Consider the following 15680-nt stretch of genomic DNA (forward strand, 5'->3'; position numbering starts at 1 on the left):
ATATAAATCAATAAAATAAAAACATAAACCCCACTTCCAGATCACGTTTTTCGTTTTATTACTTTTCTTATATTGACCTTTCGTTTTCTTTTCTATAGATTTTCACTTAGACATAAAATTGATGAAATGAAATGAAACGAAAGATTGTCATGTTCTACTTTGTACTGACCCATTGAATATGTACTACTAAGGACTGAGTTATGAGCGAAACCCAATCTGCCGGTACTTGCGGCACATCAACCTGGACTGAAAAAGAGATCCGCCAGCAACCAGCAAGCTGGATCCGATCGTTAAAAAACATTGAACGTCAACGTAACGATATCGACACTTTCCTTGCGCCGCTCCTGCAAACATCTGACCTACAGATTGTCCTGACAGGTGCCGGTACCTCAGCATTTATCGGCGATATTATTGCGCCGTGGCTGTCGCGCCATAGCGAGAGAAATTTTGTCGCAGTGCCCACAACGGACCTCGTTACTAATCCTGCTGACTATTTATCTCCCCAGCGCCCGACACTGCTCATCTCCTTTGCACGCTCCGGTAACAGCCCTGAAAGCGTCGCCGCAGTGGACTTAACCAACCAACTTGTCAGCCAGTGCCACCATCTGGTCATCACCTGCAATGAAGCCGGCAGCTTGTATCACAATGCGTTGAAAAGTGATAACGCACTGGCACTGTTAATGCCAACCGAAACCCATGACCGTGGTTTCGCCATGACCAGTAGCATCAGCACCATGATGGCCAGTTGTTTGGCGGTCTTCGCCCCCGAGGTCATCAACAGCACCAGTTTTCAGGATGTCGCAACGCGCTGTAAGCAGATAGTTGCTTCGCAGGGCGACTTTAGCACTGCCGTATTTGGTGATCTGCCCTTTAAACGGGTTGTTTACCTCGGCAGTGGCGGATTACAAGGCGTGGCGCGCGAATCGGCACTGAAAGTGCTGGAGCTAACGGCAGGTAAATTAGCGGCGTTTTATGAGTCCCCCACCGGCTTTCGCCACGGACCAAAATCACTGGTTAACGCTGAAACGCTGGTTGTGGTGTTGGTTTCAAGCCACCCTTATACCCGTCAATACGACCTCGACTTGCTGGCTGAGTTGCGCCGCGACCAACAAGCGATGCGCGTCGTAGCGATTTGTGCCGAATCCAGCCCAGAAATCGACTCAGGCCCGCATATTTTGTTACCCGCAGCCCGAGAGTTTATTGATGTCGAACAGGCGTTCTGCTTCCTGATGTACACACAGATTTTCGCTCTCAGCGAATCTATCAAAGCAGGTATCACCCCCGACACGCCTTCCGCCAGCGGCACGGTAAACCGTGTAGTGAAAGGCGTCGTTATTCATCCCTGGAAAGGCTGAGAGGATCACTACATGAGCATTATTTCTACCAAATATCTTTTGCAGGATGCGCAGGCTCGGCGCTACGCCGTACCTGCTTTTAATATCCATAACGCGGAAACCATTCAGGCCATTCTAGAAGTTTGCAAAGAGATGCAATCACCGGTGATCCTTGCAGGTACGCCCGGCACCTTTAAGCACATCGCTTTTGAAGAAATCTACGCACTGTGCGAAGCCTACTCTGAAAGTTATGGCATGCCGCTCGCGCTGCATCTCGACCATCACGAGTCACTGGACGATATCAGCCGCAAGGTCAACGCCGGTGTACGCAGTGCGATGATTGACGGTAGCCACTTCCCATTCGCTGAGAATGTGGGTCTGGTGAAGAGTGTCGTCGATTTTTGTCATCGCCACGATTGTAGCGTTGAAGCTGAGTTAGGGCGTCTGGGGGGGGTGGAAGACGATATGGATGTCGATGAGGAGAGTGCTTTTCTCACTGACCCACAAGAAGCGCGTCGCTTTGTGGAACTTACCGGTGTCGATAGCCTCGCGGTTGCGATCGGAACAGCCCACGGCCTGTACGCCAAACGGCCAAAAATTGATTTCCAGCGCCTGGCAGAAATCCATGAAACCGTCGATATTCCATTGGTTCTACATGGTGCAAGCGATGTCCCTGATGACTATGTCAGACGAGCTATTCAACTGGGTGTTTGCAAAGTAAACGTAGCAACTGAGTTGAAAATCGCCTTCGCCGCGGCGGTGAAAAAATGGTTTGGCGATAACCCGGAAGGTAACGACCCGCGCTATTACATGCGCGTCGGTATGGATGCCATGAAAGACATCGTGCGCAGTAAAATCATCGTCTGTGGATCAGCTAATAAGTTAATCCCCGAAACTGAAACCTCGCTATAAATCTTGTGTCATCAAAATGTTGCCCGGCTACCGTCGGGTAACATCATGAATTCTAATCATTATCAGACTCAAAGCACCGACTCAAAATGCAAATAACCTTTCTGGACCTCAAATAACAAGGATATTCCCGATAAACTCGCTGATGTACCACGGCATTGTTAGCGCGGAAAATGCCTATTTTGGGTTGGAAAAAGTGCAGACCGACCATGACTTTGCTGATCAGGTCTGGAGCTACTTTGCAACGGGAACCCAGCTACAAGAGCTTTACATCACGCCGTCCATGTTAAATAACAACAAATGGGATACGCTGGCGACCGCCGCTAAATGGTCACGGAAAAATAGCGATGTGCTGGTTGATACCCATTGGATTGGCGGTGACCCTACTGCACTGGAAGTTTATGGCTGGGCCTTATGGAATAAAGATAAAGCAGTATTTGGATTGCGTAATCCATCCGACAAAGAACAAAGTTACTATTTAGATCTCACTAAAAACTTCGAAATTCCGAGCGGCGAAGCAACGAGCTTCACACTTAAGAGGGTATATGGCACCAATGCAACTCTGCCACTCGATTACAGTAAGCCGGTGATTGTTACGCTAAAACCACTGGAAACACTCGTCATCGAAGCAACACCGATGACTAATATGAAGTAACGCGCCTATCAGACCTGTCGTAATAATGCCGCCTGTTCTATCACGAAGGGGCGGTATCCGCTTCCAGCTTAATCAAATAGACCAACGCTTGTTCTCGGGTATCAGCACACATCTCCCGCAATGCTTGTAAGCTGGCACATACTGCCGGTCGCGAAGGGGAATGAAAAATGGCGCAACGCATACTCTCATCCAAATGCAGACAACGGGTATTGGCAGGCTTACCGAATGGCATACCGGGGATCGGGCTGGAAATAGAAGGAGCAATACAGCAGGCACCGCAATCTGAGCGACAGTCCATCAGCAGGCTCCTGTAGGCTGGTGGAATAACAGCAGACAATAGCAATCACCCCCATTAACTACCAGCACTATCCTTGCCCGGCGGTTTAATAACCGATCCATGCCATAGGCGGTGCTTTTCACCCCCGCACCATCAGTTCACTTTTTAACCGTTAAAATCCCAATTTGTACGATATTCAATCACAAGTTAATCCCATCACCAGACTAATCACTGATCATATGATCGGCATGAGTATATTCGTCTGTTTACAGAATCCTCACCAGCATGTACCATTAAGCTAGTACAAAAGAACCACTAACCTATTATTTATAGCCCGCGTCATTAACGTTACAGCAAGACAACAAATTCTGCTGAAGCGGCAAGGATGAAGGATATTTGGAGTTACCGATGTCGATGGATGTATCCCAACCGTTATCACGCCCTTCCGTCCTTGGCGGGGCGATGATAGTCGCCGGAACCGCTGTAGGGGCGGGGATGTTCTCAATCCCAATCGTCACAGCCGGGGTATGGTTCAGCGGCTCAGTAATACTGCTGATTTATACCTGGGCTTGTATGCTGATTTCTGGCTTGATGATTTTGGAAGCTAACCTGAACTACCCCACCGGGGCCAGCTTTCACACCATGGTACAAGACCTGCTGGGTAAGATCTGGAGTTCCATCAATGGATTGTCGATAACCTTTGTGCTCTACATCCTGACCTACGCTTATATCTCCGCCGGTGGCTCAATCATTTCTCACACCCTGCAAAATGTCGTGGGGATTGGTCAGACCGGTGCTGGCTTTATCTTTGTGTTATTGGTCGCATTTATCGTTTGGTTATCGACCCGCGCAGTGGATCGCTTAAGTACGATATTAATCGGCGGAATGGTAATTACATTTGTCATGTCGGTTGGTGACATGTTTAGCCATGTACAAAGTGCCGTTCTATTCAATCAAACTGATAGCAGCGCCCGCTATTTACCTTATGCACTGGCCGCACTGCCCTACTTGCTGACCTCATTTGGTTATCACGGTAATGTACCGGGGCTGGTGAAGTACTACCACAAAGACAGCAAAGCAGTGGTGCGCAGCCTGCTGTACGGCACCCTGATCGCGTTAATCATTTATGTCCTATGGCAGTATGCTATTCAAGGTAATATCGCCCGTGACGCCTTCAAACAGGTGATTGCTGACGGTGGCAACATCGGTAGCCTGCTAAAACAGATGGACACCATTTCGACCAGTCAGGCCACCAGCCAGTTACTCAATGCTTTCTCTTATATGGCGCTGGCTAGCTCATTCCTTGGGGTATCTCTGGGGTTGTTTGATTATATTGCCGACTTCTTTAAATTTAGTGATACCCGTAACGGGCGGACTAAATCAGCACTGATCACTTTTGTGCCACCGACCCTCGGTGCGCTGCTGTTCCCGAATGGCTTCTTATATGCCATTGGATTTGCCGGTTTAGCGGCTACCATTTGGGCGGTAATAGTGCCAGCGCTGATGGCGCGGGCCAGCCGTAAACGCTTCCCACAGGCTGTTTATCGTGCTCCCGGCGGGCGTTTGATGATTGGTTTTATCATCCTGTTTGGTTTGATCAATGCCATTACCCATATTGCTGCACTATTGGGCTGGTTACCGGTCTATCAATAGGGTTATTTTTACACGGGAATAACTCTCTTTTTAGCGCTATCTCCAAAGCGTTTACTGTTGCCGCCAGGCCGCAAGCGAATAGCCCCAGCGACTTCAAATATGGAGGCGATATTTGCTTGCCTGAAACTGGCGGCGCGAGTAACTTGTCGCAACTTATCTTCAATCCTGATTGGCGGTTAATAAATGGCTAGAGCTAACGAAATAAAACGTGGTATGGCGGTCAACCTCAACGGCAAGTTACTGCTGGTGAAAGATATTGATGTGCAAAGCCCAAGCGCCCGTGGCGCAAGTACCCTGTATAAAATGCGGTTTTCTGATGTGCGGACCGGTTTAAAAGTTGAAGAGCGTTTTAAAGGCGATGAGATCCTCGATACCATCACCCTGACCCGCCGATCAGTGAATTTCTCTTACATCGATGGCGACGAATACGTCTTTATGGATGATGAAGATTTCACCCCTTATAACTTCAAAAAAGAACAGATCGAAGAAGAACTGTTATTTATTCCTGAAGGGGGCATGCCAGGCATGCAGGTTCTGACGATGGATGGTCAATTATTGGCGCTGGAATTGCCGCAGACTGTTGATATGGAAATTGTTGATACCGCCCCAAGCATCAAAGGCGCATCGGCCAGTGCTCGCAACAAACCTGCTGTGATGAGCACCGGCTTATCTATTCAGGTGCCGGAATATATCAGCCCGGGTGAGAAAATCCGTATTCATATTGCGGAACGCCGTTATATGGGCCGCGCTGAATAATACCCAATCCCCTTCATCTTTCAAGTTGCAGGTGTGTTGGCTGCTCTCAATAACCCGAATCACTTGACTGCGTAAGCTCATCGGGATTAATGAGCCTCATCCTTGAGGCTCACCCTGCGGGCTGGCATAAATGCTGTACAAATCGGTTCCCGACCGATTTGTATCTCGCTTGCCGCCTTCCTGCATCTTGAAATCTATTGGGTATGGTTGGGTATAAAACAGTTAAGGGCCATTTCTGGCCCTTAATATATTGAAAAATAGCGGGTTATTTTAGTTCAGGGAAGAACGCCCGTTTCAGCGCCAACTCCACACCACGCACCTCAGCTAACCCTTTCAAACGGCCAATCGCCGAATAGCCCGGATTGGTTTTCTTATGCAAATCATCCAGCATCTGATGACCGTGGTCTGGGCGCATCGGGATCGGACGCATATCACCGGCAGCCTGACGGCGTTGCTCTTCGGTCAAGATGGCTTTGACGACGGAATACATGTCCACATCGCCTTGCAGATGGCCGCCTTCATGGAAGGTCTTTGGGTTCCCTTCGCGGCAGGTCGAGCGTAAATGCGTAAAATGAATACGATCACCAAAGGTTTCGATCATCTTCACCAGATCGTTGTCAGCCCGCACCCCATAAGAGCCGGTGCACATAGTAAAACCGTTATGAATACTATCAACTGTCTCTTTCAGCCACTGCATATCTTCAATGGTGGAAACAATCCGCGGTAGGCCAAGGATTGGGCGCGGTGGATCATCGGGATGTACCGCCATACGCAGACCAACCTGTTCGGCAACCGGTATAATGGCTTGCAGGAAGTAAGCCATATTTTCACGCAGTTGCGCTTTATCGATGCCGTTATACTCCGCCAAACGTGCACGGAATTGATCCAGTGTATAACCTTCTTCTGCCCCCGGCAGACCAGCAATAATATTGCCCGTCAGCTTGGCGATATCCGCTTCAGTCATCGCATCGAAGTAATCTGCTGCCTGCGCCTGTTCTTCCGCAGTGTAATCATTCACCGCACCAGGGCGTTTAAGGATATACAGTTCGAAGGTAGCAAAGGCTATCTGATCGAAACGTAATGCTTTGGAACCATCTGGCAGTTGATATTCCAGATCTGTGCGTGTCCAGTCGAGCACTGGCATAAAGTTATAGCACACGGTATCAATACCACAGGCCGCCAGATTACGTAGCGTTTGCTGATAATTTTCAATATGTTGCTGATAGTTGCCGCTGTGCGTTTTGATCTCTTCATGAATCGGGACACTTTCAACTACCGACCACACCAAACCTTTAGCGGCAAGCTCTGCCTGACGTTGCTTGATCTCACTCACCGGCCATACTTCACCATTCGGGATGTGATGTAATGCTGTCACTACTCCAGTTGCACCCGCCTGACGGATATCATCCAGCGACACCGGATCATGCGGGCCATACCAACGCCATGTTTGTTCCATTTATTTTTACCTTCTCTGCGTAAACTGTTCAGGTGCTAAAAATGTTGTTATACCGATTTCCAAGAGGTATCACTCAGCTTTATCCTTACTTTTTAACCGCCGGGTGTCAAAAAGCAAAACCTCATTGGTTGATCCACCTCACGAATATAACCAATATTGGACTTACCAATTTTATTTTCTGTCATATGGCTTTACACTGCAAGCCGATATTCATGGCAACGAGCAAAAGAAAATGGTCAGTATGGTGTGGCTTCTTTCCTACAAACAGCCGACTAAAACTGGTCTAACAACTTTTTATTTGCCACCTTTTATGTCAGCCCCTTTGTAATAATCGTGGGGTGAATGATTTTGGAGCCACGTATGAACACCATTGCCAACAGCCCCCTTCCCTCAACCGTACAGCAGCCTACTTATGATAGAACAGCACTGAAAAGCCGCATTGTTCACATTGGCTTTGGTGCATTTCATCGCGCCCATCAAGCGCTGCTCACTGACCGGGTGTTAAATAAACAAGGGGGCGACTGGGGTATTTGCGAAGTCAGCTTGTTTGGTGGCGACGTTTTGATTCAAAATTTACGCCAACAGAATCATCTCTTCTCAGTGCTGGAAAAAGGGGCGCAAGGTAATCAGGCCATTATTGTCGGTTCGGTTTGCGAGTCAGTCCATGCCCGATTAGATGGCATCATCCAAGTATTGGAAAAATTGGCCGAACCACAAGTGGCGATTGTCTCACTGACGATTACTGAGAAAGGTTACTGCATCGAACCGGGTAGCGGCCAATTGGATCTGCAAAATGAGTTTATCCGCGCAGATCTGGCGATACCCGATGCGCCAACCTCCGCCCCCGGTATTCTGGTAGAAGCCCTGCGCTTACGTCGCTCACGCGGCCTACCCCCTTTTACTGTGCTTTCTTGCGATAATATTCCAGAAAATGGCCATGTCGTGAAAAATGCCGTCCTCGGCCTGGCTATGGCCCGAGACCCAGAACTGGCTAGTTGGATCAGTCAACATGTCACCTTCCCTAATACTATGGTCGACCGTATTGTTCCAGCCGCCACCGCTGAAACCTTGCAACAAATTGCCGATACCCTGAGCGTAGCAGACCCTTGTGGTATTGCTTGTGAGCCGTTCATTCAGTGGGTAGTTGAAGATAAATTTGTCGCGGGCCGCCCGGACTGGGAAGTGGCTGGAGTGCAATTGGTCGATGATGTCTTGCCATTCGAAGAAATGAAGCTGCGCATGTTAAATGGCAGCCACTCATACCTCTCCTATCTGGGTTATCTCGCCGGTTATCAACATATTAATGATTGTATGGCCGACAGTAACTATCGCCTCACCGCCCGTCGCCTGATGATGGATGAACAAGCCCCAACCTTGCGCGTCACCGGGGTGGATCTTAATGCCTATGCTGATCAATTGATTGAGCGCTACAGCAACCCGGCGTTAAAACATCGCACCTGGCAAATTGCCATGGACGGTAGCCAAAAATTACCACAACGGATGCTCGATTCCGTGCGTTGGCATTTACAACATGGCGGCGCTTATCGCTGTCTGGCATTAGGTATCGCCGGTTGGATGCGCTATGTAGGTGGGATCGACGATAACGGCCAGGCCATAGATATCCGTGATCCGATGGCTGACAGCTTTAAAAAATGTGTCGCCAGCAGTGAAGATGGCGTTGCCCGGGTACAGAGTTTGCTATCACTGAAGTCGCTGTTTGGTGAGTCCTTACCACAGCAGCCGGTATTTGTTGATGCAGTCACCGAGGCTTACCTCAGCTTGCAACAATTTGGCGCGAAAGAGAGTGTAAAACGTTTGGCGCAGCAGGATTAATTTAGCGCACTCACCGAATGAGCCTCAAGAGTGAGGCTCATTAATTCCAATCGAGTTAGTGAGCGCAGCCAACACCGCTGCAACTTCAAGGCCGAAGGGTTTACCCAAAGTCATTGGAGGTGCAGGTAGGCGGCAAGCAAATGCATCCCGATGAGCTTACTCAAGTAAGTGATTCGGGTAAGTGAGCGCAGCCAACACCACTGCAACTTCAAGGCCGAAGGGTTTACCCAAAGTCATTGGAGGTGCAGGTAGGCGGCAAGCAAATGCATCCCGATGAGCTTACTCAAGTAAGTGATTCGGGTAAGTGAGCGCAGCCAACACCGCTGTAACTTCAAGGCCGAAGGGTTTACCCAAAGTCATTGGAGGTGCAGGTAGGCGGCAAGCAAATGCATCCCGATGAGCTTACTCAAGTAAGTGATTCGGGTAAGTGAGCGCAGCCAACACCGCTGCAGCTTCAAGGCCGAAGGGTAAATTATTCTTCAAGCTGGTACGGCGCAGACTCAAACAAATAACCATCAAAATCAGGATGGTTGGCATCTGAAAGCTCGAGCAGTTTTAGTTTTACATTTTCCAAGTGCTGCCACATGGCTTGCTTAGCCGCTTTGCTGTCACGGCGTAACACAGCTTGCAAGATTTTCTGATGGTCTTCTAACCACTGCCAACGGTAGCTGAAATCCAGGGTGTGACGGTGAGCAACCTGCCACATGGCGCTGGTTTTGCGCGCTTGCCAGGCCTCTGTAACCATATTGGCTAGCACGCTATTTTGCGTCGATTGTGCCAGTAGGCAATGAAACAACTCATCAGCGCTTTCATCCACTGCCCCCGCAGCCAGTGCAGTCTTTTCCTGCTCGATGGCGTGACGCATTTTGATGATATCGGTTTTGGTCGCCTGCATGGCAGCAAAAGCGGCGACTTCGCTTTCCAGTAATTGGCGGGCTTGCAGTAATTCAAATGGGCCGTAACCACTATCAGAGGTCACTGCGGATTCACCGTTTGCTGGCATATCGGGCACGTTAACCACATAGACGCCAGAACCTTTGCGTACCTCCACCAATTTTTCCAGCTCCAGCATAATCAGTGCTTCACGAACCACACTGCGACTGACACTGAAATTTTCGGCGATGTCACGTTCAGGCGGTAAACGATCGCCTAAGTTGTATTGCCCGCTGACAATCGCCTCACGCAATTGACTGCCCACTTCCTGATATAACCGCATAACCTTATTTCCTGCATCAGGTATTGGCGTGACTAATACCAAATTGGCCTGACCAAAGGGTGTCTGAATGAGGGTTAGTATATCATGTGGTCGAACAATATCATTGTAGCCAAACAAGATGATTTCATTTGAATCGCATCATCCATCTAACACGGCTTATCACTGTGATAAGCCGTGCTTGTAGGAATACGTCATATTGTTTGAATATATTAGAGATAAGTGACAGTGAAAATTCCCAGACTACGCTGCGGGTTCAACCATTCCAGATGAGAAGAAGCTAAATTACCAGGTAAACGGGCAGTGAGAGGCATATTAGCAGAAACAACTTGCCGTTGAGTCAATGTCTCACCATTACGATAACAACGTGTTGTAATGATACTCTCGATGAAAGCGGTATCACATGGACTATCTACAATAGCACCAAAAAATGTAATTGTTCCTGTAGCAGACCGGGTAGATTGCGCACTACTTGCAGCAAAGGAGACTATCCATGAAAACATTATTGCTACGATAATTAGCACTCGAAAATTCATCATAACCACCTCGACTCTCATATCTGTCATTTTAAATGATAGAGGATTCCAGCCAGAGCGATGGGAATGAGCGAGCATTTTTTATTGCCCGACTCCGTTTATAACTCACTAAGATTCCTCGTAGAAGTGAATTATATTGCTTAGTCTTGCAACGCTATTAGGCGAGGTTCCTAACATACCTAGGAAATTGTCTGCCTTTTAGCCTTTTTCGTTTAATAATAAGCTTGGCTGGTGTTATATCCTCTTCTGATAACATCGACACCTTTGAGCCTTTTCTTGAGAGGTTATTGAAAATAAATTTACGGTAGGAGACCTCTGATGACAAAAACGAACTTGATTACTGGCTTTTTGGGGTGCGGTAAGACCACCACCATTCGCCATTTATTGTCACAAAAACCGCAAAATGAAAAATGGGCGGTACTGGTTAATGAATTTGGTGAGATTGGTATTGATGGTGCGCTATTAGCAGACAGCGGTGCGGTATTAAAAGAAATACCGGGCGGGTGCATGTGTTGTGTTAATGGGTTACCGATGCAAGTGGGTTTGAATATGCTGCTACAGCAGGCAAAACCGGATCGGTTATTAATCGAACCGACTGGGTTGGGCCATCCAAAACAGATCTTGTCTTTATTAACCTCCGATATTTACCAACCCTGGATTGACCTGCGTGCCACCCTCTGTCTGGTCGATGCCCGCCAGTTAAGTGAACCGCGTTATACCGAAAATGAGAACTTCCGCGACCAACTGGCGGCCGCAGATATCATCGTGGCAAATAAGCAGGATACCTACACCTCACAAGACTACAGTGCATTGCAGCAATGGCATGACCGCCAATCCATGCCACGTCCACTCTATTATGCAGAACAAGGAAAGGTAGATGCGGCCCTGCTTGATATCCCACACAGTAATAATAATGAATTGCCTGACGGTACCCATCACCACGGTTCAGGGCGACCAAAAGGCTTGGCGGCGCTCCGTTTAAAAGGGATCGAACCTTGGCGGCGGGCGCTGAATCAGGGGCAAGGTTATCAGAGCTGTGGTTGGGTATTTAATGCTGAGACAGTGTTTGATACGGTTCCATTGTTGGAATGGATACGGTTAAATCCAGTGGAGCGGGTCAAAGGTGTTATGCGTATTGCCGAAGGCACTTTGGTGGTTAACCGGCAAGGTGCTGACTTGCAAATAGAAACACGTCAAATAGCACCACTGGACAGCCGAATTGAACTGATTAGTGCCTCTGAAGCGGATTGGAACATGCTACAGCATCAATTACTGACTATCAGACTACATAAAGGGGTATGATATACCTCGATTTTTATTTGTTACACAATTCATACATTGATAATTTATAGGCCCCGCATGACTCGGCGTAATTTACCGACAATACTACTGCTCAATTTTCTTGGGATTGCTTTGTTCTTATCTTGGTATATCCCGGCGCACCATGGCGTTTGGTTTAAAATAGACTCGGCAATATTCTTCTATTTTAACCAGCACTTGCTGTCCAGCACGTCATTTCTGCATTGGGTGGCTATCACCAACAACCGGATTTTCGATGTTATTTCCCTTATATCTATGGGGCTGCTTTATTTGTACTTCTATATGAAGGAAACCCCCGCGGGTCGTCGCCGCCTGATAGTCACCGGATTTGTTATGCTATTAACTGCGGTGGTCCTCAATCAACTAGGCCATCTGCTGCCTGTTTCGCATCCCAGCCCGACACTAACGTTTGAAAATATAAATCGCGTCAGTGAATTAACCGGTATTCCAACCAAAGATGCCTCCAGTGATAGTTTCCCTGGCGACCATGGCATGATGCTGATGATCTTTGCCTGCTTTATGCTGCGCTATTTTTCCCGCAGTGCTTTTGTCATTGCCCTACTGATCGTCGTTATTTTTTCAATGCCACGGGTGATGATTGGCGCGCATTGGTTTACTGACATTGCGGTCGGCTCACTGTCGATAGTGCTGGTTGGGATAAGCTGGGTATTGCTGACGCCATTAAGTGACAAGATAATTGATGTAATTAACCGGAATCTGCCAGGGGCAAAAAGCCAATAGCGTTATTGGCTTTATATTAAGGCAAAAAAGTCCATTTTTTGCCTTTCTCTTACCTTAACCTTTTCCTTCATTTATTGTTACCAAACGGCTACAAATCCAGCTATCCACTTTTAATCTGAAATTTTACATTATGTTACATAACCTTTAGCTATAATAATGGATGTAAAAGGTCTCGCCTTTTATTAATCATTACGGTAATCTCGAAAACGTTTGTGTTCGGATTTGGGTCATTCGCCTCTTGCATGATTAATATTGTGCGTTCTAGCACAGTTATTCAGTTAAGTGATTGTCTAATCGGATCTCAATCAATAATCTCGATTCGTTTGGTTTTTTTGGTAGCGACNTCCGTCGTAAGGACAGCAAGGGAAAACAACAACAATGGTCAAGTCTCAACCTATTATGAGATATATTCTGCGGGTAATTCCTGCGGTTGCAGCAGCGGTAATGTTATCCGCGTGTAGTTCATCACAGACTTCGAACTTACATAATGCGCAAACTGAGATGCGTGCAGTTAATGACAAAGATGGGCTTTTACTGCAAGCCTCTCAGGATGAATTCGAAGCGATGGTACGCAACGTTGACGTCAAGTCGAAGATTTTAGAACAGTATGCAGGGTGGAAGGGGGTTCGTTATCGTTTAGGCGGTAGCAGCAAACGCGGTATTGATTGCTCCGCATTTGTACAAACCACTTTCCGTGAACAATTTGGTATGGATTTGCCACGCTCAACCTCTGAGCAGCAGGATCTTGGCAAAACAATCCAACGAACTAAATTGCGCCCCGGTGATTTGGTGCTGTTCCGTGCAGGTTCGACTGGCCGCCATGTAGGTATCTACTTAGGTAACGATAAATTTGTGCATGCATCGACCAGTGTCGGTGTGACGATATCGAGCCTAAATGAAGATTATTGGAATAAGCGTTATCGCGATGGCCGTCGTGTCCTAAGTAGCGGTTCGCGCAGTTAGCTGATTTTTATTCCTGTTGTCCGAGATACCAAACGAAACTGTAAAACGCTGCCATTGGCAGCGTTTTTTATTGTCTGAACATACCTCCTTATCCCTCCGCTACCAGCCCAATTTCCGGTCAATTTGTAGGAAACCTCCTTTTTTGGCTGGGGGGCGCGAAATCCAAGAATTTTCTGTGTAAGATAATTCCCGCTTAGTTGAGACTTTTCTGGCGATCAGAGATCTTTACCAACGATTTATCCTTATAAAATTATATAGGTCGTGTTAATAAGCTGGGGATTTGTTTTATCGAAGCATATTGCCAAAAATATATCGGTATAAATGAACGCTGCTTGTTTCAGTTATTTGATGCATTTAAACCGCATCTTTTATTTATATTGAATAGAGATTCAATTGGATCGGCTAATTACTGTTAACCCTGCGCATTGGCAAACTGGTAGCGTTGCGTTGCTAACTTAACTTATACTCATAACACTTTATCGATCATGCTGAGGAGCGGCGTAACATGGGTTCAAACAGTGCGTTCTCCCGCAATATTTTATCCAGACGCCATCTTGTAAAAAAAAGTGTCATCCTCGCACTCTGTTTTTTTATTTGCTTTGTCGTTATTACTTTGTCATTACTTTATCGCAGTAGTGAACGTAAATTAACAACACAAAGTGATCATATTATCTCCTACGCCTCCCAGTTTCTAAATGAACTGACTACCACTATGTCTCAACTTATCCCACTAAGTGACAAAAGTTGTGAGCAAGCCAGCCCGGCACTCCACTATCGGGCTGCATTTACTAATGGTGTCAGAGCATTTTTATTGGTTAGAGACAGTATCGCTTATTGCTCTTCAGCAACAGGTGATATGCAAGTCGCTGTCAGTGCGCTATATCCTAAAATAAACTTACATCAGCCGTTGGACTTTAAAATTCAGCAAGGCACCCCCATGATGCCCAGTAAACCGGCGGTCGGGGTGTGGTTGCGTGAAGCTGGGCGCGGCAATACCGGTGTATTAGCGACATTAGAATTAACCTTACACCCTTATTTATTGCTGAATTATTCAGATAATCAAGTCAACGGCTTAGCCATTATTATTGATGAATTAGCGGTAACAACTTTTGACTCTAAAGTCTTACCTATCAGCCAGCTACCGGCACGCGCCTCGCGTGAGATCCAGCTACCGGGCTACCCGATTAAAATATTGATTTATCATACTAGCCTGACAGCTGATGACATTCGCATGACCCTATTAGGAGGGCTATTACTTGCCGGTCTGGTCGGAATCCTTGCTTATTATATTTTAATTGCCAGCCAGAGTGCTGAAGCTGAAATTTTGCGCGGTATTCGACGCGGCGAATTCTTCGTTGAATATCAACCAGTATTTCGTTCACATGATCGTTCATTATCTGGCCTTGAAGCGCTTATTCGTTGGCAACATCCTATTGAAGGGCGCATATCCCCGGATCTTTTTATTCCCTATGCGGAAGCTCAACATCTGATTCAGCCATTAACCCGGCATCTATTTGAGTTAATCATCAAAGACAGTGAATTAATGGCAGACCACCTTCCGGCGGGGACTAAACTGGCCTTTAATATTTCCCCTGTCCATCTTGCTAATGATAACTTCCGCAAAGATGTTTCTCAGATGTTAAAGCAATTAAATACGGATATCTTGGCACCAGTATTCGAGATTACCGAGCGTGGTATGGTTGAAGAAGAGCTCGCTATTAAACAATTTGCCTGGCTGCGTTCTCAGGGGATACAAATTGCTGTCGATGATTTTGGTACCGGTCATAGCGCCCTGATCTATTTAGAACGTTTTACTTTAGATTATATTAAAATTGATCGTGGTTTTGTCAGCACCATCGGCATTAATACCGTAGCAGCACCGGTATTAGACGCAGTACTGATGCTGGCAAATAAACTCAATATTGAAACCGTCGCTGAAGGTGTTGAAACAGAGCAACAGCTCCAGTATTTGGCACATCATGGCGTAAACTACTTACAAGGTTACTTACTCAGCAAACCATTATCTGTTAAAGA

The 15680-nt window shown here is 47.0% G+C and carries 13 protein-coding genes and 1 pseudogene; 10 read left to right on the forward strand and 4 right to left on the reverse strand.

The genetic code is table 11. From position 1 onward, the window contains the following. Window positions 1-200: 200 nt before the first annotated feature. The 3 genes and pseudogenes from V2A85_RS15950 to V2A85_RS15960 all read left to right on the forward strand — a co-directional run. Window positions 201-1355: an SIS domain-containing protein gene (locus tag V2A85_RS15950; RefSeq protein ID WP_420071813.1), complete on the forward strand. Its 1155-nt coding sequence runs from the start codon at window positions 201-203 to the stop codon at window positions 1353-1355. Between the two features lie 12 nt (window positions 1356-1367). Then, window positions 1368-2246: a tagatose-bisphosphate aldolase subunit KbaY gene (gene kbaY, locus V2A85_RS15955; RefSeq protein ID WP_420071814.1), complete on the forward strand. Its 879-nt coding sequence runs from the start codon at window positions 1368-1370 to the stop codon at window positions 2244-2246. A gap of 121 nt (window positions 2247-2367) precedes the next feature. Next, window positions 2368-2898: pseudogene (locus tag V2A85_RS15960) on the forward strand (enterotoxin); the annotation flags it as partial. 40 nt (window positions 2899-2938) lie between these two features. On the opposite strand, the gene V2A85_RS15965 reads toward V2A85_RS15960, so the two are convergent. Beyond that, a complete protein-coding gene (locus V2A85_RS15965; protein WP_420071815.1) occupies window positions 2939-3196 on the reverse strand; it encodes a YkgJ family cysteine cluster protein in 258 nt (85 codons plus the stop codon). A gap of 387 nt (window positions 3197-3583) precedes the next feature. Here V2A85_RS15965 and mtr point away from each other — a divergent pair, with 387 nt between their 5' ends. Next, a complete protein-coding gene (gene mtr, locus V2A85_RS15970; RefSeq protein WP_372559388.1) occupies window positions 3584-4828 on the forward strand; it encodes a tryptophan permease in 1245 nt (414 codons plus the stop codon). Between the two features lie 183 nt (window positions 4829-5011). Next, a complete protein-coding gene (gene yeiP / locus V2A85_RS15975; RefSeq protein WP_005193072.1) occupies window positions 5012-5584 on the forward strand; it encodes an elongation factor P-like protein YeiP in 573 nt (190 codons plus the stop codon). A gap of 265 nt (window positions 5585-5849) precedes the next feature. Here yeiP and uxuA read toward each other — a convergent pair whose 3' ends face one another. Continuing rightward, the gene (gene uxuA, locus V2A85_RS15980) at window positions 5850-7040 is read right to left on the reverse strand and encodes a mannonate dehydratase (protein ID WP_420071816.1); all 1191 of its coding nucleotides are present in this window, start codon (window positions 7038-7040) and stop codon (window positions 5850-5852) included. A 360-nt stretch (window positions 7041-7400) separates the two neighbouring features. On the opposite strand from uxuA, the gene V2A85_RS15985 reads away from it, so the two are divergent. Further along, the gene (locus V2A85_RS15985; RefSeq protein ID WP_372559390.1) at window positions 7401-8873 is read left to right on the forward strand and encodes a mannitol dehydrogenase family protein; all 1473 of its coding nucleotides are present in this window, start codon (window positions 7401-7403) and stop codon (window positions 8871-8873) included. Between the two features lie 472 nt (window positions 8874-9345). Here V2A85_RS15985 and V2A85_RS15990 read toward each other — a convergent pair whose 3' ends face one another. Then, window positions 9346-10089, reverse strand: coding sequence for a GntR family transcriptional regulator (locus tag V2A85_RS15990; RefSeq protein WP_420071819.1), 744 nt, complete (start codon window positions 10087-10089; stop codon window positions 9346-9348). A 209-nt stretch (window positions 10090-10298) separates the two neighbouring features. Then, entirely contained in the window at window positions 10299-10625 is a 327-nt protein-coding gene (locus V2A85_RS15995) for a hypothetical protein (RefSeq protein WP_083163547.1), read from the reverse strand. A gap of 315 nt (window positions 10626-10940) precedes the next feature. Here V2A85_RS15995 and V2A85_RS16000 point away from each other — a divergent pair, with 315 nt between their 5' ends. The 4 genes from V2A85_RS16000 to V2A85_RS16015 all read left to right on the forward strand — a co-directional run. Next, the gene (locus V2A85_RS16000; RefSeq protein WP_372559392.1) at window positions 10941-11924 is read left to right on the forward strand and encodes a CobW family GTP-binding protein; all 984 of its coding nucleotides are present in this window, start codon (window positions 10941-10943) and stop codon (window positions 11922-11924) included. Between the two features lie 57 nt (window positions 11925-11981). Continuing rightward, the gene (locus V2A85_RS16005; protein ID WP_420071817.1) at window positions 11982-12683 is read left to right on the forward strand and encodes a phosphatase PAP2 family protein; all 702 of its coding nucleotides are present in this window, start codon (window positions 11982-11984) and stop codon (window positions 12681-12683) included. Between the two features lie 378 nt (window positions 12684-13061). Next, entirely contained in the window at window positions 13062-13646 is a 585-nt protein-coding gene (gene mepS / locus V2A85_RS16010; RefSeq protein ID WP_083158357.1) for a bifunctional murein DD-endopeptidase/murein LD-carboxypeptidase, read from the forward strand. Between the two features lie 505 nt (window positions 13647-14151). Beyond that, a partial coding sequence (locus tag V2A85_RS16015) for a cyclic di-GMP phosphodiesterase (protein ID WP_420071818.1) occupies window positions 14152-15680 on the forward strand: 1529 nt, incomplete at its 3' end.

This window comes from Yersinia sp. 1252 StPb PI, assembly GCF_048593885.1.
Taxonomy (GTDB): Bacteria; Pseudomonadota; Gammaproteobacteria; order Enterobacterales; family Enterobacteriaceae; genus Yersinia; species Yersinia enterocolitica_E.

What these genes read in the sequence shown, in the direction of transcription:
- V2A85_RS15995 (WP_083163547.1), bottom strand. Translation starts at nt 10,625, where the DNA reads ATGATGAATTTTCGAGTGCTAATTATCGTAGCAATAATGTTTTCATGG.
- mtr (WP_372559388.1), top strand. Translation starts at nt 3,584, where the DNA reads ATGTCGATGGATGTATCCCAACCGTTATCACGCCCTTCCGTCCTTGGC.
- yeiP (WP_005193072.1), top strand. Translation starts at nt 5,012, where the DNA reads ATGGCTAGAGCTAACGAAATAAAACGTGGTATGGCGGTCAACCTCAAC.
- V2A85_RS15985 (WP_372559390.1), top strand. Translation starts at nt 7,401, where the DNA reads ATGAACACCATTGCCAACAGCCCCCTTCCCTCAACCGTACAGCAGCCT.
- V2A85_RS16000 (WP_372559392.1), top strand. Translation starts at nt 10,941, where the DNA reads ATGACAAAAACGAACTTGATTACTGGCTTTTTGGGGTGCGGTAAGACC.
- uxuA (WP_420071816.1), bottom strand. Translation starts at nt 7,040, where the DNA reads ATGGAACAAACATGGCGTTGGTATGGCCCGCATGATCCGGTGTCGCTG.
- V2A85_RS15965 (WP_420071815.1), bottom strand. Translation starts at nt 3,196, where the DNA reads ATGGACTGTCGCTCAGATTGCGGTGCCTGCTGTATTGCTCCTTCTATT.
- V2A85_RS16005 (WP_420071817.1), top strand. Translation starts at nt 11,982, where the DNA reads ATGACTCGGCGTAATTTACCGACAATACTACTGCTCAATTTTCTTGGG.
- mepS (WP_083158357.1), top strand. Translation starts at nt 13,062, where the DNA reads ATGGTCAAGTCTCAACCTATTATGAGATATATTCTGCGGGTAATTCCT.
- kbaY (WP_420071814.1), top strand. Translation starts at nt 1,368, where the DNA reads ATGAGCATTATTTCTACCAAATATCTTTTGCAGGATGCGCAGGCTCGG.
- V2A85_RS15990 (WP_420071819.1), bottom strand. Translation starts at nt 10,089, where the DNA reads ATGCGGTTATATCAGGAAGTGGGCAGTCAATTGCGTGAGGCGATTGTC.
- V2A85_RS15950 (WP_420071813.1), top strand. Translation starts at nt 201, where the DNA reads ATGAGCGAAACCCAATCTGCCGGTACTTGCGGCACATCAACCTGGACT.